The sequence below is a fragment of the Phytopseudomonas punonensis genome (assembly GCF_900142655.1).
GTDB classification, from domain to species: domain Bacteria; phylum Pseudomonadota; class Gammaproteobacteria; order Pseudomonadales; family Pseudomonadaceae; genus Aquipseudomonas; species Aquipseudomonas punonensis.
The window spans coordinates 92,713-119,342 of sequence record NZ_FRBQ01000010.1; the positions used below are offsets into that span (position 1 = coordinate 92,713).

The 26,630-nt window shown below is 61.6% G+C and carries 28 protein-coding genes; 18 read left to right on the forward strand and 10 right to left on the reverse strand.

Annotated elements, in window-relative coordinates; genetic code table 11:
* Position 1 precedes the first annotated feature (1 nt).
* From lspA to BUC40_RS19660, 5 genes are all read left to right on the forward strand, one after another.
* The gene (lspA, locus tag BUC40_RS19640) at positions 2 to 508 is read left to right on the forward strand and encodes a signal peptidase II (protein ID WP_073267983.1); all 507 of its coding nucleotides are present in this window, start codon (positions 2 to 4) and stop codon (positions 506 to 508) included.
* On the forward strand, positions 501 to 938 hold the full coding sequence (locus tag BUC40_RS19645) for an FKBP-type peptidyl-prolyl cis-trans isomerase (RefSeq protein ID WP_073267985.1): 438 nt from the start codon (positions 501 to 503) through the stop codon (positions 936 to 938). Before lspA ends, BUC40_RS19645 begins: the two co-directional genes overlap by 8 nt.
* 111 nt (positions 939 to 1,049) lie before the next feature.
* Positions 1,050 to 1,994, forward strand: coding sequence for a 4-hydroxy-3-methylbut-2-enyl diphosphate reductase (gene ispH, locus BUC40_RS19650; protein ID WP_073267987.1), 945 nt, complete (start codon positions 1,050 to 1,052; stop codon positions 1,992 to 1,994).
* Positions 1,995 to 2,180: 186 nt separating this feature from the next.
* Positions 2,181 to 3,059: a sensor domain-containing diguanylate cyclase gene (locus BUC40_RS19655; protein ID WP_073267989.1), complete on the forward strand. Its 879-nt coding sequence runs from the start codon at positions 2,181 to 2,183 to the stop codon at positions 3,057 to 3,059.
* A gap of 128 nt (positions 3,060 to 3,187) precedes the next feature.
* Positions 3,188 to 3,928, forward strand: a complete 741-nt coding sequence (locus tag BUC40_RS19660; RefSeq protein ID WP_073267991.1) for a dienelactone hydrolase family protein — start codon at positions 3,188 to 3,190, stop codon at positions 3,926 to 3,928.
* A gap of 54 nt (positions 3,929 to 3,982) precedes the next feature.
* Here the strand turns inward: BUC40_RS19660 and ppa are convergent, their stop codons facing one another.
* The 3 genes from ppa to BUC40_RS19675 all read right to left on the reverse strand — a co-directional run bounded on the left by ppa (position 3,983) and on the right by BUC40_RS19675 (position 6,113).
* Positions 3,983 to 4,510, reverse strand: coding sequence for an inorganic diphosphatase (ppa, locus tag BUC40_RS19665; protein WP_073267993.1), 528 nt, complete (start codon positions 4,508 to 4,510; stop codon positions 3,983 to 3,985).
* 38 nt (positions 4,511 to 4,548) lie between these two features.
* Entirely contained in the window at positions 4,549 to 5,418 is an 870-nt protein-coding gene (locus BUC40_RS19670) for a M90 family metallopeptidase (protein ID WP_073267995.1), read from the reverse strand.
* 239 nt (positions 5,419 to 5,657) lie between these two features.
* Entirely contained in the window at positions 5,658 to 6,113 is a 456-nt protein-coding gene (locus BUC40_RS19675) for a GNAT family N-acetyltransferase (protein ID WP_073267997.1), read from the reverse strand.
* 242 nt (positions 6,114 to 6,355) lie between these two features.
* Here BUC40_RS19675 and mpl point away from each other — a divergent pair, with 242 nt between their 5' ends.
* The 3 genes from mpl to BUC40_RS19690 are packed head-to-tail and all read left to right on the forward strand — an operon-like array spanning position 6,356 to position 8,627.
* Entirely contained in the window at positions 6,356 to 7,708 is a 1,353-nt protein-coding gene (gene mpl, locus BUC40_RS19680; protein WP_073267999.1) for a UDP-N-acetylmuramate:L-alanyl-gamma-D-glutamyl-meso-diaminopimelate ligase, read from the forward strand.
* Positions 7,709 to 8,341, forward strand: a complete 633-nt coding sequence (gene ubiX, locus BUC40_RS19685; RefSeq protein WP_073268001.1) for a flavin prenyltransferase UbiX — start codon at positions 7,709 to 7,711, stop codon at positions 8,339 to 8,341.
* Positions 8,334 to 8,627, forward strand: coding sequence for a YceK/YidQ family lipoprotein (locus BUC40_RS19690; protein WP_073268003.1), 294 nt, complete (start codon positions 8,334 to 8,336; stop codon positions 8,625 to 8,627). Before ubiX ends, BUC40_RS19690 begins: the two co-directional genes overlap by 8 nt.
* 310 nt (positions 8,628 to 8,937) lie before the next feature.
* Here the strand turns inward: BUC40_RS19690 and BUC40_RS19695 are convergent, their stop codons facing one another.
* The 4 genes from BUC40_RS19695 to BUC40_RS19710 form a co-directional block, all read right to left on the reverse strand.
* The gene (locus BUC40_RS19695; protein ID WP_073268005.1) at positions 8,938 to 9,870 is read right to left on the reverse strand and encodes a 2-hydroxyacid dehydrogenase; all 933 of its coding nucleotides are present in this window, start codon (positions 9,868 to 9,870) and stop codon (positions 8,938 to 8,940) included.
* Between the two features lie 27 nt (positions 9,871 to 9,897).
* Positions 9,898 to 10,485, reverse strand: a complete 588-nt coding sequence (locus BUC40_RS19700; RefSeq protein ID WP_073268007.1) for an IMPACT family protein — start codon at positions 10,483 to 10,485, stop codon at positions 9,898 to 9,900.
* Positions 10,485 to 11,144, reverse strand: coding sequence for a TetR/AcrR family transcriptional regulator (locus tag BUC40_RS19705; protein ID WP_073268009.1), 660 nt, complete (start codon positions 11,142 to 11,144; stop codon positions 10,485 to 10,487). The genes BUC40_RS19700 and BUC40_RS19705 overlap by 1 nt, the downstream gene beginning before the upstream one ends.
* A 111-nt stretch (positions 11,145 to 11,255) precedes the next feature.
* Entirely contained in the window at positions 11,256 to 12,179 is a 924-nt protein-coding gene (locus BUC40_RS19710; protein WP_073268011.1) for an aldo/keto reductase, read from the reverse strand.
* A 197-nt stretch (positions 12,180 to 12,376) separates the two neighbouring features.
* Here BUC40_RS19710 and BUC40_RS19715 point away from each other — a divergent pair, with 197 nt between their 5' ends.
* Complete coding sequence (locus BUC40_RS19715; RefSeq protein ID WP_073268013.1) at positions 12,377 to 12,736, forward strand: hypothetical protein; 360 nt, start codon at positions 12,377 to 12,379, stop codon at positions 12,734 to 12,736.
* Between the two features lie 277 nt (positions 12,737 to 13,013).
* On the opposite strand, the gene BUC40_RS19720 is transcribed toward BUC40_RS19715, so the two are convergent.
* Positions 13,014 to 13,934, reverse strand: coding sequence for a LysR family transcriptional regulator (locus BUC40_RS19720; protein ID WP_073268015.1), 921 nt, complete (start codon positions 13,932 to 13,934; stop codon positions 13,014 to 13,016).
* 186 nt (positions 13,935 to 14,120) lie between these two features.
* Between BUC40_RS19720 and aptA the strand changes: the two genes are divergently transcribed.
* The 3 genes from aptA (at position 14,121) to BUC40_RS19735 (ending at position 17,321) form a co-directional block, all read left to right on the forward strand.
* Positions 14,121 to 15,467 (forward strand): omega-aminotransferase AptA, encoded by a 1,347-nt coding sequence (aptA, locus tag BUC40_RS19725; protein ID WP_073268017.1) that lies wholly within the window; start codon positions 14,121 to 14,123, stop codon positions 15,465 to 15,467.
* Complete coding sequence (locus tag BUC40_RS19730; RefSeq protein WP_073268019.1) at positions 15,467 to 15,754, forward strand: cupin domain-containing protein; 288 nt, start codon at positions 15,467 to 15,469, stop codon at positions 15,752 to 15,754. Before aptA ends, BUC40_RS19730 begins: the two co-directional genes overlap by 1 nt.
* A gap of 67 nt (positions 15,755 to 15,821) precedes the next feature.
* The gene (locus BUC40_RS19735) at positions 15,822 to 17,321 is read left to right on the forward strand and encodes a CoA-acylating methylmalonate-semialdehyde dehydrogenase (protein WP_073268021.1); all 1,500 of its coding nucleotides are present in this window, start codon (positions 15,822 to 15,824) and stop codon (positions 17,319 to 17,321) included.
* A 546-nt stretch (positions 17,322 to 17,867) separates the two neighbouring features.
* Here BUC40_RS19735 and BUC40_RS19740 read toward each other — a convergent pair.
* On the reverse strand, positions 17,868 to 19,688 hold the full coding sequence (locus tag BUC40_RS19740; RefSeq protein WP_208605791.1) for an AIPR family protein: 1,821 nt from the start codon (positions 19,686 to 19,688) through the stop codon (positions 17,868 to 17,870).
* 117 nt (positions 19,689 to 19,805) lie between these two features.
* Positions 19,806 to 19,934 carry a hypothetical protein gene (locus BUC40_RS23255; protein WP_279627154.1) on the reverse strand — a complete coding sequence of 43 codons (129 nt, stop codon included), beginning with the start codon at positions 19,932 to 19,934 and terminating at the stop codon, positions 19,806 to 19,808.
* Between the two features lie 214 nt (positions 19,935 to 20,148).
* Here BUC40_RS23255 and BUC40_RS19745 point away from each other — a divergent pair, with 214 nt between their 5' ends.
* From BUC40_RS19745 to BUC40_RS19770, 6 genes are all read left to right on the forward strand, one after another.
* On the forward strand, positions 20,149 to 21,060 hold the full coding sequence (locus tag BUC40_RS19745; protein ID WP_073268025.1) for an MBL fold metallo-hydrolase: 912 nt from the start codon (positions 20,149 to 20,151) through the stop codon (positions 21,058 to 21,060).
* A gap of 386 nt (positions 21,061 to 21,446) precedes the next feature.
* Positions 21,447 to 22,568, forward strand: a complete 1,122-nt coding sequence (locus BUC40_RS19750; RefSeq protein WP_073268028.1) for a branched-chain amino acid ABC transporter substrate-binding protein — start codon at positions 21,447 to 21,449, stop codon at positions 22,566 to 22,568.
* Between the two features lie 247 nt (positions 22,569 to 22,815).
* Entirely contained in the window at positions 22,816 to 23,730 is a 915-nt protein-coding gene (locus tag BUC40_RS19755; protein WP_070887221.1) for an ABC transporter permease subunit, read from the forward strand.
* Between the two features lie 4 nt (positions 23,731 to 23,734).
* A complete protein-coding gene (gene livM / locus BUC40_RS19760; RefSeq protein ID WP_073268030.1) occupies positions 23,735 to 25,009 on the forward strand; it encodes a high-affinity branched-chain amino acid ABC transporter permease LivM in 1,275 nt (424 codons plus the stop codon).
* A complete protein-coding gene (locus tag BUC40_RS19765; protein ID WP_073268032.1) occupies positions 25,006 to 25,878 on the forward strand; it encodes an ABC transporter ATP-binding protein in 873 nt (290 codons plus the stop codon). Before livM ends, BUC40_RS19765 begins: the two co-directional genes overlap by 4 nt.
* Complete coding sequence (locus tag BUC40_RS19770; protein ID WP_073268034.1) at positions 25,875 to 26,603, forward strand: ABC transporter ATP-binding protein; 729 nt, start codon at positions 25,875 to 25,877, stop codon at positions 26,601 to 26,603. The genes BUC40_RS19765 and BUC40_RS19770 overlap by 4 nt, the downstream gene beginning before the upstream one ends.
* Positions 26,604 to 26,630: the final 27 nt, after the last annotated feature.

Sequence of the window (26,630 nt, forward strand, 5' to 3'; positions counted from 1 at the left end):
CATGAGCGCACGTTTCGGCAAGCTCGGCTGGGTGTGGCTCAGCGCGGTGGTGTTTGTGATCGACCAGGTCACCAAATACTGGTTCGACAACAACCTGCAGATGTGGGAGCGCATTACCGTGATCCCTCATGTGCTGGACTGGACGCTGGCCTACAACACCGGCGCGGCCTTCAGCTTTCTGGCTGGTGCGTCCGGTTGGCAGCGCTGGTTGTTCACCCTGATCGCCGTGGTGGTCAGCGTGGTGCTGGTGGTCTGGCTCAAGCGCCTCAAGCCTGATGAAACCTGGCTGGCCGTTGGCCTGGCCCTGGTGCTCGGCGGCGCCCTGGGCAACCTGGTGGACCGCGTGGTGTTCGGCCACGTGGTCGACTTCATCCTGGTGCACTGGCAGAGCAGCTGGTATTTCCCGGCCTTCAATCTCGCCGACAGCGCGATCACCGTCGGCGCAATACTGCTGGCGCTGGATATGTTCAAGAGCAAGAAGCCCGAAGAAGAGGTGGCACGTGACTGATGTACGTATCGGCCCGGATCGGCAGGTGACCCTGCACTTCGCGCTGAAGCTGGATAACGGCGATGTGGTCGACAGCACCTTCGACAAGCAGCCGGCGACCTTCAAGGTCGGCGACGGCAACCTGCTGCCGGGTTTCGAGGCCGCGCTGTACGGTTTCAAGGCCGGCGACAAACGTAGCCTCACCGTGCAGCCCGAGCAGGGCTTCGGCCAGCACAACCCGCAGAACGTGCAGGTGATGCCGCGCTCGCAGTTCCAGGACATGGAGTTGTCGGAAGGGCTGCTGGTGATCTTCAACGACGCTGCAAATACCGAGCTGCCAGGGGTGGTCAAGGCGTTCGATGACGCCCAGGTGACCATCGATTTCAACCACCCGCTGGCCGGCAAGACGCTGACCTTCGATGTCGAGATCATCGACGTGCAGGCGATCTGACCGGGCGTCAGTCGCAGGCGGACATTACTCGTGAACGCGCTGTCTATCCCATGAGCCCAGTGCGGCTCGTGGGATAGACTCTCCACTCAAGCTTTCCGTGCCGAGCGTGCCATGCAAATCAAACTCGCCAATCCCCGCGGTTTCTGCGCCGGTGTCGACCGCGCCATCGAGATCGTCAACCGCGCCCTCGAGGTGTTCGGCCCGCCGATCTACGTGCGCCATGAAGTGGTACACAACAAGTTCGTGGTCGAAGACCTGCGTTCGCGCGGGGCGATCTTCGTCGAAGAGCTCGACCAGGTGCCCGACGACGTGATCGTCATCTTCAGCGCCCACGGCGTGTCTCAGGCGGTGCGCAACGAAGCCACCAACCGTGGCCTGAAAGTGTTCGACGCCACCTGCCCGCTGGTCACCAAGGTGCACCTGGAAGTGGTGCGCTACAGCCGCGATGGCCGCGAGTGCATCCTGATTGGCCACGAAGGCCATCCGGAAGTCGAAGGCACCATGGGCCAGTACGACGCCAGCAATGGCGGGGCGATCTACCTGGTCGAGGACGAAGAAGACGTCGCCACGCTGCAGGTACGCGATCCCGACAACCTGGCCTTCGTCACCCAGACCACATTGTCGATGGACGACACCAGCAAGGTCATCGATGCCTTGCGAGCACGCTTCCCCAACATCGGCGGGCCGCGCAAGGACGACATCTGCTACGCCACCCAGAACCGTCAGGACGCAGTCAAACAACTGGCTGACGAGTGCGACGTGCTGCTGGTGGTTGGCAGCCCGAACAGCTCCAACTCCAACCGCTTGCGCGAGCTGGCAGAGCGTATGGGCACGCCTGCATACCTGATCGATGGTGCCGAGGATCTGAAGCGCGAGTGGTTCGATGGCGCCAAGGGCATCGGTATCACTGCCGGCGCTTCCGCGCCCGAAGTGCTGGTGCGCGGGGTGATCGACAGGCTGGGTGAGTGGGGTGCGAGTAACGTCCAGGAACTTGATGGCCGCCCGGAGAACGTGACCTTCTCCATGCCCAAGGAGCTACGGCTCAAGGCTGTCTAGGGTTAAGCGTTGTAAAAGAAGCCAGGGCAGTTGCCCTGGCTTTTTCATGTGCGCGTTAGCGTCGATCCAGGCGTATTGGCAGAGCACTCGTTACGTGAGCGAAACGCACGGAAATGCAGATGATTTGCTCGCCGCCGTGCGCTGGGATCAGGCTATGATCAGCCATCAGAACCGGATTGCCGATCTATGCCCGTCGACTTGCAAGCGCTCTATCCCAAACTGATCCACCTGATGCTGGACACGGTTTTTGTGGTCGATCCGGACAACCGCATTGTGTTCGTCAGCGATGCCTGCGAAACACTGCTCGGTTACCGCGCCGCCGAGCTCTGCGGCACGCTGATCACCGACTACATGCATCCGGATGATCTGGCCGCCACCAAGGCGTCGATCGTTCGGGTCATGAATGGTCAGCCCCACTTCGACTTTCGCAATCGCTACATACGCAAGGATGGCAGCGTCGTTTACATCCTCTGGGCTGCCTTCTGGTCCGAAGAGGTCGGCGCGCGCATCGGCGTCGCGCGGGACGTGACGGCCCTTGCGCATGCGGAGGAGGAATTACGTTTCCTCGCCCACCACGATCCCCTGACCAAGCTGACCAATCGCGCGCTGTTTCGCGACCGCCTGGAAACAGCGTTGCGCGCCGCCCAACGCCGCACCAGTACGCTGGCTTTACTGTTTCTGGATATCAACGATTTCAAAGGGATCAACGATACCCACGGACATACGGCGGGTGATCAGGTGCTGTGCGAGGTGGCCCGGCGCCTGCAGGCCTGCGTACGGGAAACCGACACCGTGGCGCGCATGGGTGGTGACGAGTTCACCGTGCTGTTGACCGATATCGATACGCCGCAGGCCGTCGCTGAAAAGGTGGCGCAGATTCTCGCTGCTCTGAGCGAGCCGCTGGGCGCCGAGTTCGGCGCGCTGCGTATGCCGAGCTGCAGCATCGGCGTGGCGTGCTACCCCACCGACGGAGCGGACGCCGATGCATTGCTCGACCATGCAGACGGACACATGTACCGGGTAAAGCGGGCGCGCCTGGCGCCGAGTGGCAGCCCGGTCGGCTAGCTGCCGCGAAGCGTTGTTGTTCCTCAAGTCCGGGCACTCGCTTGCCATTCTGTTGACCAATACCTGACTTCGTCCATTTATGCCCGCATCGGCTGAAGCTGGCGGGAGCATCCAACCGGAGGATCAACATGGCTCACGAGCAAACAGTCATCACCACGCCAGACGGCCAATGCCCGGCCCACGTGTTCACGCCTGCTGACGGGCAGGGCGGCCCGGCGATCATCTTCTACATGGACGCCGTCGGCATCCGCCCAGGCGTGCTCGGCATGGCCGAGCGGCTGGCCGATGCCGGCTATGTGGTGCTGCTGCCGGATACCTACTACCGCTATGGCATCTACGGGCCGTTCGACCCCAAGGAAGTGTTCAAGGGTGATTTCCGCACCGTCGTCGGGCCGCTGATGGCAACCACCGGCAACGCCAAGGCTGCTGCGGACATCGATGCTTATATCGCCTACCTCGATGGGCGCAGCGACGTGCACGGGGAGCGCATCGGTGCGGTGGGCTTCTGCATGGGCGGCGGCATGGCCATCGCCTCCGCTGGTGCACGACCGGAACGCTTCGCGGCGGTCGCCAGCTTCCATGGCGGCAACCTGGCGACCGATGCCGCCGACAGCCCACATCTTTCAGCATCCGCGCTGCAGGCCGAGCTGTATATCGCCGCCGCCGAGAACGACGGCAGCTACCCACCGGAAATGGCCGAGCGTTTCGAGAAGGCCCTGAGCGACGCTGGCGTGACCTTCAGCTCGGAAAACTACCCGGCACAGCATGGGTGGATGAAGCCGGACTTCCCGGTTTACGACGAAAAAGCGGCCGAGCATGGCTGGAAGCAGATGCTGGCGTTCTTTGGCCGTACCCTGACGCGGCGCTAAACCGCAGGCATAAAAAAGCCGGCTTGTGGCCGGCTTTTAGGGGGTGGTCTCAGCTTATTTTTGGTAAGCCGCGACTGCCTTGTTAATCAGGTTGCGGGCCTCGTCGGCACCGGCCCAACCTTCAACCTTGACCCACTTGCCTTTCTCGAGATCTTTGTAATTCTCGAAGAAGTGCTTGATCTGCTCAATCAACAGCGGGGGCAGGTCGGTGTATTCCTGGACGTCTTTGTACAGCACGCTCAGTTTGTCGTGTGGTACGGCAACCAGCTTGGCGTCGCCGCCGGCTTCGTCGCTCATCAGCAGCACGCCAACCGGGCGAGCGCGAATCACCGAGCCTGGTGCGACCGGGTACGGAGTCACGACCAGCACGTCGAGGGGATCACCGTCGTCGGCTAGTGTGTGCGGGATGAAACCGTAGTTGGCCGGGTAGAACATCGGCGTGGCCATGAAACGGTCAACGAACAGGCAGTCGGTGTCGTGATCGATTTCGTATTTGATCGGCGCGTGGTTGGCCGGGATTTCGATAGCGACGTAGATGTCGTTCGGCAGGTCTTTACCAGCCGGAATCTTGCTGTAGCTCATGGGTGACTCCCTGATGTGCGCCAAAAAAAGTGGCGCGATTATAGGTGGATTCCTGCGTCGTTGCCATTACAGCCATCTGGCGTATCGGCGGGCGCGGGTGTGGCTTGCTGATAGTCCGGGTGTTCGACCTGCAGGCGGCGCAAACGTGCCAATGGGTCTTGCCGATAGAACAGGCGCAATTGTTCGTAGACGGCCGGGTAGGCCTCTTCGAGCAGGTCTGGCGCATTGAAGAAATACTCGCTGGTGACCGCAAAGAACTCGGCCGGGTTTTCCGCCGCATAAGGGTCGATGGCGGTCTGCGCTTCTTCGTCAATGTCCAGCTCGGCGTTCATGCTGTCGAAGGCCTGCTGCATGGCGCTGGCCCACTGCGTCACGTCCATATTGCTGTGCAGCGGCGGCAGGCCGTTGGCATCGCCGCCGAGCATGTCCAGTTTGTGGGCCAGCTCGTGGATCACCAGGTTGTAGCCTTCCCAGCTGCCGCTGGCCTGTACGCCTGGCCAGGCGAGAATCACCGGGCCTTGCTGCCAGGCTTCGCCGCTGTGTTCGCCGTCCCATTCGTGCTCGATGCCGCCGGAGTCGCGATGGCGTTGTGGGCTGACGAAGTCGTCGGGGTAGAGGATCACCTCATGGAACCCCTGGTACCAGTTCAGGTCGGCCAGGCCGAGCAACGGCAGTTCGGCGAGCGCGGCCAGAGCGAGGCGGTCGTCGCCGTCCAGTTCCAGGCCGGGCAGGGTGGTCAGGTGCTTGGCGTGCAGAAACAGCACGGCGCGCTCGCGCAGCAGCTGCTCTTCTTCGCTGCTCAGGCCATCGAGAATCGGCAGGCGCTGGCGCACCGTGGCCCAGCTGCTGGCGCTGACGGGGTGACGGGAGAGAATTCGACGACGGCGCCAGGCGCTAAACGACCACATGCAAACGGCTCGATTGAAAGACGCGTCACCTTAACAGCCCGGCCGCAGGCCGCAAGCGCTCAGAGCCTGTTCAAAGCCTCGCGAGCTAGAGCAATGCAAGGCCTAGGCGGCCCCGCAAAAACAGGCGAGGACGCGGAGTTTACGAGCTGTAAATGAGCAGTCCGACTGGGCTGGCATTCCAGCCTGTTTTCAACGCCGCAGTGCCGACGCGCAGCAGACTTTGAGCAGGTTCTCAGGAGTTACTCGCTATTGATGGGCAGCACGTAGTTCTTGAACTGATCGTCTTCGACGAAACCGATCGACTCATAAACCTTCTGCGCCACCTCGTTATCGCGGCTGGTCGCCACGCGCATGCGCACGGCCTGGGTTTGCTTGGCCATCTTCTTGGCGGTCTGCAGCAGGCGGTCGGCGACCAGCTGGCGGCGCGCATCCTCGGCCACATAGATGTCGTTGAGGATCCACACGCGCTTGAGCGACAGCGACGAATAGCTCGGGTACAGCTGGCAGAAGCCCAGCAGCTTGTCATCGTCGTCGGCCAGGGCCAGGTAGATCACCGATTCGTCGCGCTTGAGGCGAGTTTCCAGAAACTTGCGCGATGAGTCGGGAAACGGCCGCTCTCCATAGAATTCGCGGTAGCGAACGAACAGCGGGGTGAGTAGATCCAAGTGCTCCAGGGTGGCTTGCACGATGCGCATAGGCGAGGGCCTCGTTGGCTGTCGGGTGGAGACGGCAGGCGTTTCGATTAAAGTGCAGTTTTCGCCCTAAAGCCAGCGACGCAGAGCCTTTACTCGCTTAGCGAGCGGTTTTGCTAACGGCTGCGCAGCGCACGCGTTGCACGTCTTCAGGCAGGCTGGGAGCGAGGCGCCGCTGTGCTAATCTGCGGCCATATTTTCACGCGGCTCGCCTGGCCCCTGGCGCGCCTGTTCTCGAGGTTTTCATGCATATCCACATTCTCGGCATCTGCGGCACTTTCATGGGCTCGCTCGCCGTGCTGGCCAAGGACCTGGGCCACCGCGTTACGGGCTCCGATGCCAACGTCTACCCGCCGATGAGCACCCAGCTCCAAGCCCAGGGTATCGAGCTGATGCAGGGCTACGACCCCGCGCACCTGCAGCCTGCACCCGATCTGGTGGTGGTTGGTAATGCCATGAGCCGCGGTAACCCGGCAGTGGAATATGTGCTCAATAAGGGACTGCCCTATGTATCCGGCCCGCAGTGGCTGGCCGATCATGTGCTGCAGGGCCGCTGGGTGATGGCTGTGGCCGGCACTCATGGCAAGACCAGCAGCTCAAGCATGCTCGCCTGGGTGCTGGAGTACGCCGGCATGGCACCAGGTTTTCTGATCGGCGGCGTGCCGCAGAACTTCGGAATTTCCGCGCGTTTGGGCGACACGCCGTTCTTCGTGGTCGAGGCGGATGAGTACGACAGCGCGTTCTTCGACAAGCGCAGCAAGTTCGTCCACTACCGCCCGCGCACCGCCATCCTCAACAACCTGGAATTCGATCACGCGGACATTTTTCCGGACCTGGCCGCCATCGAACGGCAGTTCCATCACCTGGTGCGGATCATCCCCAGTGAAGGCCTGGTCATCCACCCGGCCGGCGAAACAGCGTTGGTGCGAGTGATCCAGATGGGTTGCTGGACGCCGGTGCAGACCACCGGTGAAGGTGGCCAATGGCAGGCCCGCCTGCTCAGCGCCGACGGCTCTCGTTTCGAAGTGAGCTTCGACGGCAAGGTCGAAGGTTTGGTGGACTGGCAGCTGACCGGCCAGCATAACGTTGCCAACGCCCTGGCCGTGCTCGCGGCGGCGCGTCATGTTGGCGTGGTGCCGGCGCTGGGCATCGAGGCGCTGGGCACGTTCATCAACGCCAAGCGGCGCATGGAAAAGGTTGCCGAGGTGAACGGCGTGACCGTCTATGACGATTTCGCCCACCACCCAACTGCCATCGCCACCACCCTCGACGGCCTGCGCAAGCGCGTCGGCGACGAGCAGATCATCGCGGTGATCGAGCCGCGCTCCAACTCCATGAAGCTCGGAGCTCACCGTGACGGCCTGGCCGAATCCGCCGTGCAGGCCGATGCGGTGTTCTGGTACGCACCGCCGAATCTGGGCTGGGACCTGGCGGCCACCGTTGCCGGGGCGACCAACCCGACCCAGGTATGCGATTCTCTGGAGGCCATCATCGACGGCGTGAAGGCGCGGGTACGGCCTGGCACTCAAGTGGTGATCATGAGCAACGGCGGTTTCGGCGGCCTGCACGGCAAGCTGGCCAAGGCACTGGAGGACTGAATGTCAGGCCCTGAAAGAATCACCCTTGCTATGACCGGCGCCTCGGGCGCCCAGTACGGCCTGCGCCTGCTCGACTGCCTGGTGCGTGAGGATCGGGAAGTGCACTTCCTGATTTCCAAGGCCGCGCAGCTGGTGATGGCTACCGAAACGGACGTCAGCCTGCCGGCCAAACCGCAGGCCATGCAGGCGTTTCTGACCGAGTACACCGGCGCCACCGACGGGCAGATTCGCGTCTACGGCAAGGAAGACTGGATGGCGCCGGTCGCCTCTGGCTCCGGTGCGCCGTCGGCCATGGTGGTGGTGCCGTGCAGCACCGGCACGCTGTCATCGATTGCCACCGGTGCCTGCAACAACCTGATCGAGCGCGCCGCCGATGTTGCCCTCAAGGAGCGCCGCCAGCTGATTGTGGTGCCGCGCGAGGCGCCGTATTCGAGCATTCACCTGGAGCACATGCTCAAGCTCTCCAACCTGGGCGTGACCATCCTGCCGGCCTCACCGGGCTTCTATCACCAGCCACAGACCGTGGATGACCTGGTCGACTTCGTGGTCGCGCGCATCCTCAACTGCCTGAATATCCCTCAGGACATGCTGCCGCGCTGGGGCGAGCATCACCTCAACAGTGGCGATGAATAAGCACGCTGGCTGGCTTCTGCTGCTCACCTGCCTGCACCTGGGCGGCTGCGCCACCGCACGTACGCTGGATGCCAACAAGCCCGGCGCGCCGGTGGTGTATGCCGGCACGCGGCTGGATTGGTACGCGCTGCAGGACGGCTGCTGCCCGGTCGAGCGCTTTGGCGCCGAGGCGCCGCGTTACGCGGGCGTCGACCTGCCGGCCAGCGCCTTGCTCGATACCTTACTGTTACCGCTGTCGCTGGCCAAGGCGCTGGGGATTGGCTTGCAGGTGAGTGGGGGCGGGTAGGGTAGTTTGGTCTGGCGCGCGTGGTTTTGATGGGCTAGCGCCTACGCGGCCCGACCCATCTTACGGTCTGAAGACTATTACCCTGTGGGAGCGGGCCATGCCCGCGAAAAGTCACGGGCATGGACTAGGCGTCCCCGCCCGTTCCCACAGGGAGCCCGCATTATTCAATTGCAGTCTCGTAGGGTGGACAACGCTCTTTTTGTCCACCATTGCGATAGCAGTGCGGTGGACGGATGAAGCGTCGTCCACCGTACCAAAGGCTGCTCTTGCATTGGTTGCAGCCTCATTTATCTCGCCTAAAAAGAGATTCTCAGATCGGCGTCAGCAGCGCCTCCCCCCGAAAGTGCCGGCCAATATTGTCGAGAAACTGGCTCAGCGATTGCTCCAGCGCCTGAGGCGAGTTGCCGCCGACGTGGGGGGTGATAGTGAGATTGTCGAGGTTGAGCAACTCGGTGGGCGGCAGCGGTTCGCTTTCGTACACGTCCAGCGCCGCGGCGCGGATGCGTTTCTCGCGTAGTGCGCTGCCCAGCGCCGCGGTGTCCACCACGCTGCCGCGCGCCACGTTAATCAGATAACCTTGCGGCCCCAGCGCATCGAGCACCTCGGCATTGACCAGGTGATGGGTCGCAGCGCCGCCGGGAATGGCCACCACCAGGCAGTCGCACCAATCCGCCAACGCCTGCACGCTGGCGAAGTATTGGTGGGGGCTGCCGGCTTTCGGTGAGCGGTTGTGATAACCCACCGGCATGTCGAAGGCCGCCGCACGGCGGGCCAGTTGTTCGCCGATGGCGCCGAGGCCGAGGATGCCCAGGCGTTTGCCGCTGACGCCATCGGTCATCGGCAGGGCGTCGCGCCAGATGCCAGCGCGGCAGGCATTGTCCAGGCGGCGTACGTCACGGATCGCCGCCAGTAGCAACGCCATGGCGTGGTCGGCCACGCACACCGCATTGCTGCCGGCGCCGTTGCTCAGGGCGATGCCGCGAGCGCGGGCCGCCTCGATATCGACCTTTTCATAACCCACACCGAGCGTGCCGACGAAGCCGAGCTTTGGCAGGCGAGCGATCTCCTCGCCGCTCAGGCCGATGGTGCCGATGGTCAGCACCGCTTCGATGTTCGTGCCGTGCTCGGCGATGGCCGCCTCGCGGGCCTTGGCATTCGGTGCGTGGGTTACCCGGTAGTGTTCGGCGATGCGTGCCAGGCTGGTTTCACTGAGCGGGTTGAGAATCAGCAGATGCGGCTTCATAGAGGCTCCATGGCAAGTGGGCGGTGGTCACTCGATGATGCGCAGTCTACTGCGCCCACGGCTGATGTCGGCAAGCAGGCGCCTTAGGCCCTCGATCTGCGGTTGCGGCACGGCCAGCTGTAGTTCGGCGCCTTCGACATCGAAGCTTTCCTGTTCCAGCACGGCATCGAATTCGGCCAGGCGTGATTTGAGCAGGACCAGTTCGGCGAAGCCGCAATGGCAGGCGCAGGCGGTGCGCGGCACCTGTTCCTGGCGCTCGGCGTTTTGCAGGCATTTGTTGGCGCTGCCGCCATAAGCGCGGGCCAGGCCGCCGGTGCCGAGCTGGATGCCGCCGTACCAGCGCGTCACCACCACAGCCACGCCGTCGAAACCCTGCGCCTCGATGGCCGCCAGAATCGGCCTACCGGCGGTGCCTCCGGGTTCGCCATCGTCACTGAAGCGGTATTGCTGGCCGAGCTTCCAGGCCCAGCAGTTGTGCGAGGCGCCCGGGTCGCTGACCTCGTCGATGAACGCCTGGGCATCGGCCGCGCTGCTGATGGCGCGGGCCTGGGCGAGAAAGCGGCTCTTGCGGATTTCCTCGCGGTAATCACAGGGGGCGAGTAGCAGGTAAGGCATCAGACGCTCGGCTTCAGCCCACAACCCTTGAGGATGATGCGCACCATGTTGTCGGCAGCCGCCTGATAGTCCGGCTTGGTCAGGCGCGAGCGGCCGGTGACCCGGCAGATCTCCGAGGCGAAATCGGCGTGGTACTGGGTGCTGCTCCAGATCATGAAGATCAGGTTGGTGGGGTCGACGGCGTCCATCTTGCCGGCCGCGATCCACTGCTCGAAGATCGCCGCGCGCTCGCGGAACCAGCTCTGCTGATCATCGCCGAGATGCTGGGACAGGAAGGCGCCGCCGCTGATCACCTCCATGGCGAATACGCGCGAGGCTTTCGGATAACGGCGCGAGAATTCCAGCTTGGCGCGGATGTAGCGCTCCAGCGCTTCGGCTGGGTCGTCGTCGACGCTCATGCTGTCGAAGGCGCTGTCCCATAGCTCCATGATGTTGCTCAGCACGGCCAGGTACAGGCCCTGCTTGCTGCTGAAGTAGTAATGCAGGTTGGCCTTGGGCAGGCCCACCGCCTGGGCGATGGTGTTCATGCTGGTGCCCTTGAAGCCGTGGCAGGCGAACTGCTCCACGGCGGCGGCGATGATCGCTTCTTCGTTCTTCTGCCGGATGCGGCCAGTCGGTTTGCCGGTGGTGGCGCGTGCAGCGGTGGCGTCGGGGGGCATCAAGGGGCTTCCGTGGTGATCGAGGGGCTCAGCGGGTGAAGAAATACTCCTCTGCTGCGGGCGTGACAAGCGCCGGGGGAGCCTAGTGTATGTCCGCAGAACCCGCGTGGATCAGCTGAAGGCCTGGACGATGCGTTCGCGCAGCTTCGCATCCGGCAAGCGGCCCTGGGCAGCCTTGAGGTTGTCGACCATATAGCGCGGGTTCGAGGTGGCCGGAATCGCCACGGTTACCGCCTCATTGGCGAGGATGAACTTGAGCAGCAGCTGCGCCCAGGAGGTCGCGTCGATTTCGTTGGCCCACTCTGGCAGCGGTTTGCCCTTCACCCGGCTGAGCAACTGCGCGCGCTGGAACGGACGGTTGATCAGCGTGGCGATGCCGTTGTCGGCGCAGTAGGGCAGCAGGCGTTTCTCGGCGTTGCGCTCGCCCACCGAGTAGTTGAGCTGCACGAAGTCGACCTTCTCCTTGGCGAGCACGGCCAGTAGGTCGTCGTGGGCCGACTCGATGTAATGGGTGATGCCGATATAGCGCACCTTGCCCTGCTCACGCAGTTCGCGGGCCAGCGCTAGTTGCGTGGTGGTGTCCTGCAGGTTGTGCACTTGCAGCAGGTCCATCTTGTCGGTCTGCAGCGCCTTGAGGCTGGCCTCGAACTGCGCCAGGCCACGCTCGCGCCCGGTGCTCGACAGCTTGGAGGCAAGAAACGCCTTGCCCTGGGTCTTGGTGCGTTTGAGCAGCTCGCCAGTCACCGCTTCGGCAGCGCCGTAGCTGGGCGCGGTGTCGATCAGCGTGCCGCCGCCATTGATAAAGGCGCGCACCACTTCGTCGAGCGGTATCAGGCTGGTGTTGTCCAGGCTCACGTTGAAGGTTTGCGACGTACCCAGGCCAATCGCCGGCAGGCTCTCGCCGCTGGACGGGATCTTGCGTTGCAGCAGCGGTGACGGATTGGCGGCGAAGGCAAAGCCGGGCAGCAATTGGCTGCCGGCGGTGATGGTCATCAGGGCAGCGCTGCCCTGCAGAAAATGGCGACGGCTGGGCATGGCGTGCTCCATTGCGAAAAGGGCTAGGCAGATGAGGTTAGTCGTCCACTTCGGCCAATCGGTTGCATCGCCAGGATGACTTGTTACCTGTTATGTCGCTCAGCGGGAACCATCCAGAGCGCCTGTTCTCAGAAAGAGGCTTTTGCTTCTGCCGCCACGCTCAGGCGGCCTGCTCGAACCTCACAAGGACTTGAACTGTGCCCCATCGTTTCCTGCCCGTGACCTTGCTTGCCGCGCTGACCCTGCTCGGCGGCTGCACCCAGTACCGCGAAGTGCCCCCGCAAACGGCCGAAGGCCAGGCCTGCGTGCGTAAATGCACCGAGCAGGCAAGCGCATGCAGGCAGCGTGCAGAAGAGTCGTACCAGGGCTTCAAGGTGATCTACGACGCCCAGAATCAGACCTACCAGAATTGCCTGCACAACAGCACCCGCGACCCAAACCTCCAGTCGCTGTGCCCGCAGCCCACGGCGATCAGCGGGCCGGACACGAGCATCTGCTCGGACAGCTACAAGAGTTGTTTTACCGACTGCGGCGGGCATTACGAGAAGGTCGAGTAGGGCGCCTTAATGGTTGAAAGATGGCGGTAGCGGACGTTTGTGCATTCCCTGTGGGAGCGGGCCATGCCCGCGATTTTTCGCGCGCATGGCGCGCTCCCACAGTGGATTGGCGAACGGCTGTTTGCTCAGGCGTAGGGTGGATGACGCTTTTTTCATCCACCATTGCGGTTTCGGAGCGGTGGACGGGTGAAGCGTCGTCCACCCTACGTAGCGAACGAGCGCTTCTGCCTTTATGCCGCTCATTCAAGCGCACACCCAAGTGATCAAAAGCGACCGCTCAGGCGCTCGCCGCCAATTCCTGCAGAAAGCTCTCCAGCACCAAGTGCGGCCGGCGGCCCTTGCGGGTCACCGAGGCCAGGCTGATGTCGTAGAAGCGCGAATCGGCCTTCAGCGCGCGCAGGCGGCCTTCCTTGATCCACGCCTCGGCGTAGTGGTCGGGCAGGTAGCCGATGTAGCGCCCGGTGAGGATCAGAAACGCCATGCCTTCGCGGTCCGACGCGCTGGCCGTGCAATTGAGCACGCCGTAGTGGTTCTGGATCTCCGGCGGCAGGCGAAAGGTCGGCGCGATGGCGTCCTGAGCGTTGAGGCGCTCGTCCGCCAGCTCCTTGTCATCGACATAGAAAAGCGGATGGCCGACCGCGCAATAAAGCCGCGAGCGTTCGTCGTACAGCGGTTGGTAATCCAGGCCGGAAAGGCCGCCGACCACCGGCACCACGCCGACATGCAGGCGGCCGTCGAGCACGCCTTGCTCGACCTCGCTGGGCGGGGTCATGCGGATGTTCACCCGCACGTCCGGCCCGCGTTCCTTGAGGCGGGCGAGGGCGCCGGTGATGCGCATGTGCGGCACCGTCACCAGGTTGTCGGTCAGGCCGATGTTCAACTCGCCGCGCAGGTGCTGGTGCAGGCCGTTGACCTCGGTGCGAAAGCTCTCCAGCGCTGCAAGCAGTTGCTGGGTCGACTGGTACACCTCGCGGCCTTCCTCGGTCAGCGCGAAGCCGGCGCGGCCGCGTTGGCACAGGCGCAGGCCGAGGCGCTGCTCCAGGTCGCTCATCTGCTGGCTGATCGCCGAACGGCCGATGCCCAGCACGCTCTCTGCGGCAGAAAACCCGCCGCACTCGACCACACTGCGAAACAGCTTGAGCAGGCGGATATCGAAGTCGCTGACCTGGGCGAGAGGTTCGGGGCGTCGGCTGCTCATTGTTTAGTCATCACTGAACTGAGGTTAAGAAGAGTCTGGTTTGAGTGACTTTATGCCTGTGGCACCTTGGCTGACAACCGACCTATACCTGTGGGAGCGGCTTTAGCCGCGATTGCTGCTGATTCTCGCGGCTAAAGCCCCTCCCTCGTTATTCCCGATCACGCCGCCACTGCCGAGGCCATCGTCATGAACATGCCGCAGACCGCAACGCCGCCCCTGGCCAGCCAGCTCAAGCTGGATGCCCACTGGATGCCGTTTTCCGCTAACCGCAGCTTCCAGCGCGACCCGCGGATTATCGTCGCCGGCGAAGGCGCCTGGCTGACCGACGACTCCGGTCGCAAGGTCTACGACAGCCTGTCCGGCCTGTGGACCTGCGGCGCCGGCCATTGCCGCAAGGAAATTCAGGAGGCGGTGGCCAAGCAGCTCGGCACCCTCGATTACTCGCCGGGCTTCCAGTACGCCCACCCGCTGTCGTTCAAGCTCGCCGAGCAGATGGCCGACCTGATGCCGGGCGAGCTCAACCACGTGTTCTTTACCGGCTCCGGCTCCGAGTGCGCCGACACCGCCGTGAAGATGGCCAAGGCCTACTGGCGCCTCAAGGGCCAGGCCAGCAAGACCAAGTTCATCGGCCGCGCCCGCGGTTACCACGGCGTGAATATCGCCGGCACCAGCCTCGGCGGCATCGCCGGCAACCGCAAGATGTACGGCCAGCTGATGGACGTCGACCACCTGCCGCACACCCTGCAGCCGGGCATGGCGTTCACCAGGGGGGCAGCCGAGACCGGCGGCGTCGAGCTGGCCAATGAGCTGCTCAAGTTGATCGAACTGCATGACGCCTCGAACATCGCCGCGGTGATCGTCGAGCCGATGTCCGGCTCGGCCGGCGTCATTGTGCCGCCAGCGGGTTACCTGGAGCGCCTGCGCGAGATCTGCACCCAGCACAACATCCTGCTGATCTTCGACGAAGTGATCACCGCCTTTGGGCGCATGGGCAAGTGGACCGGCGCCGAGTACTTCGGCGTCACGCCGGACATCCTCAACGTCGCCAAGCAGATCACCAACGGCGCCATCCCCCTGGGTGCGGTGATCGCCAGCCGCGAGATCTACCAGACCTTCATGGGCCAGCCGACGCCCGAGCACATGATCGAATTCACCCACGGCTACACCTACTCGGCCCACCCGGTGGCCTGCGCCGCCGGCCTGGCGTCGCTGGAGCTGCTCAAGCGCGAGAACCTGATCCAGCAGGCCGCGGAGCTGGCGCCCAAGTTCGAGAACGCCATCCATGGCCTCAAGGGCGCCAAGCACGTGGTCGACATCCGCAACTGCGGCCTGGCCGGCGCGATCCAGCTGGCGCCCCGTGACGGCGACCCGACCATCCGCCCGTACGAGGCCGGTATCGCCCTGTGGAAGGCCGGCTTCTACGTGCGCTTCGGCGGCGACGGCCTGCAGTTCGGGCCAATGTTCAACGCCAAGATCGAAGACCTCGACCGCGTGTTCAGCGCCGTTGGCGACGCGCTGCAGGGTATCGCCTGATGGCCGGTCGACAACACGCGGTGGCCACCGTGCAGGTGGATAACGACGAAGTGATCGTCACCGAGTGGCGCTTCGTACCCGGTGCTGAAACCGGCCGCCACCGCCATGGCTACGACTATGTGGTGGTGCCGATGACCGACGGCACCCTGCTGCTGGAAACCGCGGACGGTGACAAGCACGCGACGCTGGTCGCCGGGCAGAGCTACTTCCGCAAGGCGGGCGTCGAGCACAACGTGGTCAACGCCAGCGACCACGAAGTGGTCTTCGTCGAAACCGAACTCAAGTGACCACCCCATTTCCTGCGGCAGCGGCCTGCATCGCTGCCGCCCAAGCGAACAGCATTCGGAGGACTCAATGACCACCATCCAGCACCTGATCCATGGCCAACTCACCGACGGCCAGGGCGGCCGCAGCGCCGACGTGTTCAACCCGGCCACCGGCGAAGCGATTCGCCGCGTCGCCCTGGCCGACGTGGCCACCGTGCAGCAGGCCATCGACTCGGCCAAAGAGGCCTTTCCGGCCTGGCGCAACACGCCGCCGGCCAAGCGCGCCCAGGTGATGTTCCGCTTCAAGCAACTGCTCGAGCAGCACGAAGAAGCCATCGCCAAGCTGATTGCCGAAGAGCACGGCAAGACCCTCGAAGACGCCGCCGGTGAGCTCAAGCGCGGTATCGAGAACGTCGAATACGCCTGCTCGGCACCGGAGATTCTCAAGGGTGAATACACTCGCAACGTCGGCCCCAACATTGACGCCTGGAGCGACTTTCAGCCGGTCGGCGTGGTCGCCGGCATCACCCCGTTCAACTTCCCGGCCATGGTGCCGCTGTGGATGTACCCGCTGGCCATCGTCTGCGGCAACTGCTTCATTCTCAAGCCGTCCGAGCGCGACCCCAGCTCCACCCTGTACATCGCCCAACTGCTGCATGAAGCCGGCCTACCCGCAGGCGTGCTCAATGTGGTGCATGGCGACAAGACGGCGGTGGATGCGCTGATCCAGGCGCCGGAGGTCAAGGCCCTGAGCTTCGTCGGCTCCACGCCGATCGCCGAATACATCTACGCCGAAGGCAGCAAGCACGGCAAACGCGTGCAGGCCCTGGGCGGCGCCAAGAACCACGCAGTGCTGATGCCCGACGCCGACCTGGATAACGCCGTCAGCGCATTGATGGGCGCCGCCTACGGTTCCTGCGGCGAGCGCTGCATGGCCATTTCGGTGGCCGTGTGCGTGGGCGACCAGATCGCCGATGCCCTGGTCGAGCGCATCGTCCCGCAGATCAAGGCCCTGAAGATCGGCGCCGGCACCCAGTGCGGCCTGGACATGGGTCCGCTGGTTACCGCTGCAGCGAAGGACAAGGTCACCGGCTACATCGAGGCTGGCGTGGCTGCTGGCGCTCAACTGGTGGTCGACGGTCGCGGCCTGAGCGTTTCCGGCAATGAAAGCGGCTTTTTCCTCGGCGGCAGCCTGTTCGACCGGGTGACCGCGGACATGAGCATCTACACCAACGAGATCTTCGGCCCGGTGCTGTGCATCGTCCGTGTGGACAGCCTGGAAACCGCCATGAAGCTGATCAACGACCACGAGTACGGCAACGGCACCTGCATCTTCACCCGCGATGGCGAAGCGGCGCGGCTGTTCTGCGACGAGATCGAAGTGGGCATGGTCGGCGTCAACGTGCCGCTGCCGGTGCCGGTGGCCTACCACAGCTTCGGCGGCTGGAAGCGCTCGCTGTTCGGTGACCTGCACGCCTACGGCCCGGACGGCGTGCGTTTCTACACCCGCCGCAAGTCGATCACCCAGCGCTGGCCGCAGCGCAAGACCCACGAGGCGGCGCAGTTTGCGTTTCCCAGCAATAGCTGAGGTGGGGTGAGGTAGCGAAAAGGCCGATCAGATGATCGGCCTTTTTGTTGGTGCCCGGAAAGTCGGCGTGCGGCTCATCTCTGTGGGAGATGAGCTGTGTGAGTAGGAATTGTGAGATCCCCAACTGTGGGAGCGGGCCATGCCCGCGAATCGCTATCGGCAGCGACACATGGTTTGCGGTTGGGTACCGCACTCCGGCGCCGCCCATCTATCGCCTGAAAAACCGGTTTCGCCCTTACGGCGACTCACTTTTTTCAAACGCCGGAAGGCCGGCCCCGCAAAAAAGTAAGCAAAAACGCTGTGCCCCTGCATCCGGAACTAGGCGTCCCGACTCGCTACGCTCGACTCCCCTCACTCCATCATTGCTCCGAGGGCCCGCCGCGAAGGGCCATCCCTGGCCCATCGCGGCTCTCGCGGCATCCATGCCGCTCAAGGCTGCCCGCCCGGCCCTCTACACAACGATTTCGTTCGGCCTTCTGAAGGGGCGATTGGAGTACGACTCATACACCGCGTGGAGTTCTTGCGGGCCAAGTTTTAATAATTGATTTACTTGCTAAGAGGGCCAGATGTATTAGTGAATTTTGCAACGCCGTCTTTGGCGTCTAGGAGAAAGAATTTGCTTCTGAAATAGCTGCGATAGCTGAATGTTTCTATCAGGTTTGAAGAATCTGATGTGGTCTTGTTCTTTTTGCTAGTAAAATTTGGGTACTTTTTCTTTAAGTTGTTTTCTAAGTCGGTCCAGATTTCATTTATATGGTCTAGATCCTGTTCGCTGATGTTTGTTCTATCACCAAGCAATAGCGTGCCTATGTAAATTTTTGCATACTGTGTTTGGCTTACCTTGGTGTTTTTTCTTTTTGTAGATGTTAGTGCTTCATATAGTTTGTACGCGTTAGGGACTCTCTTTATTACTATGGTGTCTTGCTCGTTTAGTTCTTGTAGTTCACTTCGTTGGAATAGCCTTTTTTGGTTTGTTAGTTCTATTAATCCTTTGCAGCAATAGAAAAGTCTGAAGAACAGGTTTCTTTCGATTATTTGTTGCTCAGATATATATTTGTTATGGAGTCCGTCAGCGAATTCGCCTCGCTTTCGTTCGTAAAGTAGGCCGCTTTCTTCAAAAAGCACCGATTGGATCTTTTTATGGATTGTGTCGTTGGCTAGTTTGTCAGCAGTGATTACGGGTGTTTGTTTGTTAGTTGCGTTTGAGATTTCATCTATTAGCTGAAGTTTGGCTTGAGTGTCTGTGTTTGTTACTAGTGTAATTACTTTTAGCAAGATTTCTTTGTTGTTAAATACAGTTAAGTCTCCTGACTCTTTCTGTTCTTCATAAATCTTGCTTAGAGTATAAGATGTTTGGCCTCCGTTAATTATTTGTGGGTTCTTTATTAGGAGTTGTGCTTGGTACTTGATGCCTACTTTCTCGTTTATACTGGTTTCGTCGGATATTATTGTGATTCCGTTGTTGAATAAGGCCAGTTCATTGGTTGATGTTTTTTCAATAGTGTTTCTGATGGCTGTATTTACCTGTTGCCCTTCAAGCTCTAAGTGACTTCTTGGGTTGAATTGCAAAATTGAGTTTTTGTACTTGCTCATTACTTTGGCTATTTCAATTGCGGGTACGAATAAAACAGTTATCTCGCAGTCGTTTGCTTTTGTTGTGACGGTGTAGCTGATTTTTGTGCCTGAGCTTTTGTTCGAAATGTCGACCGGTATTGTTATTTCGGAGGCAGCAAAATAATTTCCAGACACTACTGGAAAAACAAGTTTCTCATAGCTTTTCTTAAAATCAAATACCTCGGCGTTATATCCGCCTGTTAAATTCCTTATTTTTTGGCTTGAAACTCCATTTAGATTTGCCAAGATTACAATTCTATACTTGTATCTTGCTATGTCATCAATTCTCCCTATTTCTCTCTGTAGTTGTTTTATCTTGCCGTTGTATTCGTTTTGTTCTTCGTCGTGGGTTTCTCCGTCCAGTATTCGATCAATGTCCATTTGTAGTATTTCTGAAAGAGCTATTTCTTTGGTTTCGAAATTTTTGTTAGTTGTTCTGAATTTTGACTGAATTAAGAATATCTGCTTTGTCTCTTTATCTATGTAGTATGCGTCAATGCCGCCGTCATATGAATCGTCTGTAATCCATCTTTCTCGCTCGCTAAAATCAGTTATCCCAAACATTACCTTTAGAAAGAGGTGTATGTATGCTCGTGCGCGCGCATTATTTAGGCGATCTTCTTCTGCCTCGGATGGCGTGTATCGCTTGTGTCCCGAAACTCTGGATTCTTCGCGAATTGTGTCAAGAATTTTGATTAATATTTCGTATTTTTCTTTAGGGGTATGTGCGTGTGTGCTCTCGTTGTTTTTCACGTTTTGGATATTCCTGATTTTATTTTATATAGTAGTGGCTTGGCTCGATATTGCTAAGCTGCAATCAAATTTTCTAGCCGAGCGCCATCTTGAGTTGCGGAGCTATTTTTTAAGTTCTTATTTAATCGAAAACTCGTTTAACGTGAATGTCCTTGAGGAGGCCTTCAACGGCGGCAGCGCATTGTCGGCGTCGATGAGGACGGCGAGGTGCTTTTGATGAGCGGCAGGCGCGTTCTTGCTGGCCATGGTTCTTCCTTGAGAGGCGATGGCCGACCTTACTGCGAAATGCTGGCGGTGCGCCACCAGGTGTGGATGGCTTTTAGTCGCATGGGCGAACTCGCCGCCAGAACAGAGCAGCTATTTGCGCCAAAACGCGCAACAAAACATTGCGCGTTAGTCTGTATTTCGAACCTATCCGTCTCTCTATGATGGCTCGCACTTTCCCTTGCGAGGCCATGCCATGAAAGCTCTCCGTCTGTTACGTCCTTTGTTGTTAGGCAGTGCCGTGCTGGCCGTGGCCGGTCAGGTGCTGGCGGCTGAGCCGCTCAAGCTGGAGGTGTATAACCCCGGTGCCAAGTCGATTTTCCCGGTGTCAGCGCAGATCGTGTCTGGGCCTACCGAGGCGGTGCTGATCGATGCGCAGTTCCAGCGTGACGATGCCCAGGCGCTGGTCGAGAAGGTGCGCGCTACCGGCAATAAGCTGACCACCGTATATATCAGCCACAGCGACCCGGATTATTACTTCGGGCTGGATGTGATCCACCGCGCCTTCCCGGACGCGAAGATCGTCGCCACTGCCGAGACGGTGGCTGCCATCGAGGCGAGCAAGGACGGCAAGCTGGCTCACTGGGGGCCGATCATGGAGGGCAATGCGCCGGCGGCGCTGGTGGTGCCCGAAGCGCTGAAGGCGCCGAAGCTGATCGTGGATGGTCAGGTGCTGGAGATTCGCGGGCCGGAGCCGGCGCGTACCTTCGTGTGGATTACGTCGCTGAAGACGGTGGTCGGCGGCATCCCGGTGTCGGCGAATATTCATGTGTGGATGGCCGATACCCAGACTGTGCAATCGCGCCGCGACTGGCTGGCTACGCTGGCGGCCATCGAGGCGTTGAAGCCGAGCCGCGTGGTGCCCGGTCATTACCTGGCCAACGCCGATGGTAGCCTGCCGGATTCGCCGCAGACCGTCGCCGCAACCCGCGAGTACCTGCAGGCGTTCGAGGAGGAGGCCGGCAAGGCCAAGGATTCGGCGCAGCTGATCACCGCCATGCGCAAGCGCTACCCGAACCTGGCCGATGAGTCGTCCCTGGAGCTGAGTGCCCAGGTGATCAAGGGCGAGGTGAAGTGGCCGCAACGGGCATCGTCCTGGCAGCGCTGAGGCCAGGGCGACGCTGTTACCGGTTACAACGCCGGCAATCAGCCGTTAGGCCAATCCGAAAGGTGCATAGACCGCTCTGGAATAAGCCTTGGCTGGCAAAGCGGCAGCCATTCACAAGCTTCCGAGCACCCTGTCCAAGGTTGTGCAGTGTTTCCCATGGTTGCACCAGCATGGACGACGCCTTGCCCGGCTACGGTGCGTAACTGGCGGCGGTTTGTGGTGAACGTGGCGCCTTTTCTATCGAAAGTGACGCATTGCACGGGTACATCTCCGGTTACACCACCCTCAACCGCGACTTTCGTCTAGAAGTTTCAAACGGCCGTGCGAATGGCATAGCGCTTGCTCCAACAGGCGGGCCAATCCTAAAACTCCTCAGGAGCACGTCCATGCCTCACACGTCTTTCAAGAAAGGTTTCTTGGCGCTCGCGATCACTGGCGCACTGGGTTTTTCCTCGCTGACTCACGCGGACATCATCATTGGTGTCGGTGCGCCGATGACCGGCGGCAACGCAGCGTTTGGTGACCAGTTGTGGCGCGGTGCCGAGCAGGCTGCGGCGGATATCAACGCGGCGGGCGGTATCAACGGCGAGAAGATCAAGCTGGTGAAGGGCGACGATGCCTGTGAGCCCAAGCAGGCGGTGTCGGTAGCCAACCGCATGGTCGATGCGGACAAGGTGGTGGCGGTGATCGGGCACTTCTGCTCGTCGTCGACCATGCCGGCGTCCGAGGTGTATGACGAGGCGGGCATCCTGGCGGTAACGCCGGCGTCCACCAACCCGCAGGTGACCGAGCGCGGCCTGACCGCGATGTTCCGCATGTGCGGCCGTGACGACCAGCAGGGCATCGTCGCCGGCGACTATATCGTCGACGTGCTGAAGGCCAAGAAAATCGCCGTGGTACACGACAAGGACACCTACGGTCAGGGCCTGGCCGATGCCACCCGTGCGCAACTCAACAAGCGCGGCGTGAAGGAAGTGATGTACGAAGGTCTGACCCGTGGCGAGAAGGACTTCAATGCCTTGGTCACCAAGATCCGCGCCAGCGGTGCCGAGGTGGTGTACTTCGGTGGCCTGCATGCCGAGGCCGGCCCGCTGGTTCGGCAGATGCGCGAGCAGGGCGTTACCGCCAAGTTCATCTCCGGCGACGGCATCGTTACTGACGAGATGGTCGGCACTGCCGGCGGCCCGCAGTACGTCGATGGCGTGCTGATGACCTTTGGTGCCGACCCGCGCCAGATCGCCGACGGCAAGGCGGTAATCGAGAAATTCCGCGCCAATGGCTACGAGCCGGAAGGCTACACCCTGTACTCCTACGCCTCGATGCAGGTGGTCGCCGCGGCCTTCGCCGGCATCAAGGGCACCGATGGCGCCGAAGCCGCTACCTGGCTGAAGGCCAACCCGGTGCAGACGGTGATGGGCAAGAAGGAGTTCGACGAGAAGGGCGACCTGAAAGTCTCTGACTACGTGATGTACCAGTGGGGCGCTGACGGCAAGTACAAGCAGCTTTAAGAGCAGGGTTTTCTCGAGCGGCAGGGTGGAGTCGGAGTCGCCGTTCTTGGGATGGGGTCATGTGCCTGATGTCGCGCTGTGCGCGAATCGCGGGCATGGCCCGCTCCCACAAGATGGTTGCTTTGTCTTATCTCACCTTGCCTCTCGTGAACAAACCTCCAAACCCGGCGGGCCATGACCTGCCGGGGCTGCTGCGGTCGCCTGGCGACTACGCGCTTCTTTCCGTCACGGACTCAGAGATTTTTCAATGGACGGTATCTTCCTGCAGCAACTGGTCAACGGCCTGACCCTTGGTTCTGTCTACGGCCTGATCGCCATCGGCTACACCATGGTTTACGGCATCATCGGCATGATCAACTTCGCCCATGGCGAGGTGTACATGGTCTCGGCCTACCTCGCCGCCATCGCCATCGCCGTACTGGCGTTCTTCGGTGTGCATTCTTTCCCACTGGTGATTCTTGGCACGCTGGTGTTCACCATCGTGGTCACCGGGGTGTACGGCTTCGCCATCGAGCGCATCGCCTATAAACCGCTGCGCAACTCCACGCGGCTGGCGCCGCTGATCAGCGCCATCGGCATGTCGCTGATCCTGCAGAACTACGTGCAGCTCAGCCAGGGCGCGCGGCAACAGGGCATCCCGACCATGCTCGAGGGCGCGCTGCGCCTGCATGTGGGGGACGGCTACGTGATGATCACCTACACCAAGCTGTTCATCATCGCCGCGGCCATCATCGGCATGCTGGCGCTGACCTTCATCATCCAGAAGACCCGCCTCGGGCGCATGTGCCGCGCCACCCAGCAGGACCGCAAGATGGCGCAGATCCTCGGCATCAATACCGATCGGGTGATTTCCTACGTGTTCGTCATTGGCGCTTCCATGGGCGCGCTGGCCGGGGTGCTGATCACCCTCAACTACGGCACTTTCGATTTCTACGCCGGCTTCATCATCGGCATCAAGGCCTTCACCGCAGCGGTGCTCGGCGGCATCGGTTCGCTGCCCGGCGCGATGCTCGGCGGGCTGATTCTCGGCGTGGCCGAGGCGCAGTTCTCCGGGATGGTGAATTCCGACTACAAGGACGTGTTCAGTTTCTCGCTGCTGGTGCTGATTCTGATTTTCCGTCCCCAGGGCCTGCTGGGCCGTCCTCAGGTAACCAAGGTGTGATGCCGTGAGTACGACTTCTATCGATGTGAAAAAGAGCCTGGTCGATGCGCTGATGGCCGGGTTGATCGCCCTGATCGTGTTCGGCCCGGTGGTGGGCGTGGTGCTCAAGGGTTACGACTTCACCCCGCAGTTCGACCGCGTGGCCTGGATGGTCGGCGTGGTGATGGTCGGCCGCCTGCTGCTCAGCCTGTTTCTGCAGACCGGCAAGGGGCGCACGGTGCTGGAGGGCTTCGAGCGCTCCGGCGGTGGCGTTGGCGTGCAGCCACCGGGCTACGTGTCGCGGATGCGCTGGATCATTCCGGCGCTGATCGTGCTGGCGATCATCTTTCCGTTCTTCGCCAACAAATACCTGCTGACGGTGATCATTCTCGGCCTGATCTACGTGCTGCTCGGCCTGGGCCTGAACATCGTGGTCGGCCTCGCTGGGCTGCTCGATCTGGGCTTCGTCGGCTTCTACGCCATCGGTGCCTACGGCCTGACCATGGGCTATGAGTACCTGGGCCTGGGCTTCTGGAGCATGCTGCCGCTGGCGGCGCTGATGGCGGCGTTCGCAGGAATGATATTGGGCTTTCCGGTGCTGAGGATGCACGGCGACTACCTGGCCATCGTCACCCTGGGCTTTGGCGAGATCATCCGCCTGGTGCTGACCAACTGGCTGGAAGTGACCGGCGGCCCGAACGGCATGAGCGCGCCGTCGCCGACCTTCTTCGGCCTGGAGTTCGCCCGCCGTGCCAAGGACGGCGGCGTGCCGTATCACGAGTTCTTTGGCGTGGCCTACAACCCCAACATGAAGTTCCTGTTCATCTATGCGGTGCTGGTGCTGGTCGTGCTGCTGGTGCTGTACGTCAAGCATCGCCTCACGCGTATGCCGGTCGGCCGCGCCTGGGAAGCGCTGCGCGAGGATGAAATCGCCTGCCGCTCCATGGGCCTGAACCACGTGCTGGTCAAGCTCTCGGCGTTCATGCTCGGTGCGTCGACTGCGGGCATCGCCGGGGTGTTCTTCGCCACCTACCAGGGCTTCGTCAACCCTACCTCGTTCACCTTCTTCGAGTCGGCGCTGATCCTCGCCATCGTGGTGCTCGGCGGCATGGGCTCGACTGTGGGCGTGGTGATCGCCGCGTTCGTGCTGACTATCGCCCCGGAGCTGCTGCGCAGCTTCGCCGACTACCGCGTGCTGCTGTTCGGTGTGCTGATGGTGGTGATGATGATCTGGCGACCGCGCGGGCTGATTCGCATCAACCGCATCGGCATCGCCCCGCGTAAAGGAGTCGCGCCATGAGCGATAAAATCCTCTCGGTCGACGGCCTGATGATGCACTTCGGCGGCATCAAGGCGCTCAGCGACGTCAATTTCTCGATCAAGCGCAATTCCATCTCGGCCCTGATCGGCCCCAACGGCGCCGGCAAGACCACGGTGTTCAATTGCCTGACCGGTTTCTACTCGGCCACTGGCGGCAAGATCATGCTCAACGCCCAGGGCCGGCAGACCGACGTGATCCAGATTCTCGGGGAACCCTTCCAGGCTGCCGACTTCATCAAGCCCCGGCAGTTCGGCTCGCGCCTCTGGTACAAGATGTTTGGCGGCACTCACCTGGTGAACCGGGCAGGGCTGGCGCGTACCTTCCAGAACATTCGCCTGTTCAAGGAAATGACCGTGCTGGAAAACCTGCTGGTGGCCCAGCACATGCTCGCCGAGCGCAGCATGATCAAGGGCATTCTCAACACGCCCGGCTACCGGCGTGCCGAGAACAAGCTGTTGGACACCGCCTTCTACTGGCTGGAAGTGGTCGACCTGGTCGAGCAGGCCAACCACCTGGCTGGCGAACTCTCCTATGGCCAGCAGCGCCGTCTGGAGATCGCCCGCGCCATGTGCACCGGCCCAGAGCTGATCTGCCTGGACGAACCAGCCGCGGGCCTCAACCCCTCGGAAACTCACGCGCTGAGCAAGATCATCCGCCTGCTGCGTGACGAGCACGGCCTGACCGTGCTGTTGATCGAGCACGACATGGGCATGGTGATGAGCATCAGCGACCACATCATCGTCCTCGACCACGGGCTGGTGATCGCCCAGGGCGGCCCGGACGCCATCAAGAACGACCCGAAAGTGATCGCCGCCTACCTCGGCGCGGACGAGGAGGAAGTGGCATGAGCGATGTGAATACGGCACCGCTGCTGGCGTTCAAGGACGTCGACGTGCATTACGGGCAGATCCAGGCGCTGAAGAAGGTCAACCTGCACATCAACCCCGGCGAGACGGTGAGCCTGATCGGCGCCAACGGCGCGGGCAAGTCCACGCTGCTGATGTCGATCTTCGGCCAGCCACGGGCCAGCGGTGGGCAGATTCTCTACCGCGGCGAGGACATCACCCGCAAGAGCACCCACTTCGTGGCGTCCAACGGTATCGCCCAGTCCCCGGAAGGGCGCCGGGTGTTCCCGGACATGAGCGTGGAAGAAAACCTGCTGATGGGCACCATCCCGATCGGCACCAAACACGCCGACGAGGATATGCAGCGCATGTTCGAGCTGTTCCCGCGGCTCAAGGAGCGGCGCAACCAGCGGGCGATGACCATGTCCGGCGGTGAGCAGCAGATGCTGGCCATCGCCCGGGCATTGATGAGCCGACCCAAGCTGCTGCTGCTCGACGAGCCGTCGCTGGGGCTGGCGCCCATCGTGGTCAAGCAGATCTTCGCCACCTTGCGGGAGCTGGCGCAGACCGGCATGACCATCTTTCTGGTCGAGCAGAACGCCAACCACGCGCTACGCCTGAGTGATCGCGCCTACGTGATGGTCACTGGGGAAATCCGCATGACCGGCACCGGCCAGGAGCTGCTCGGCAATCAGGATGTGCGCAACGCCTACCTGGGCGGGCACTAGGAGGTAACGCGACGGCCGCTGCAGGGT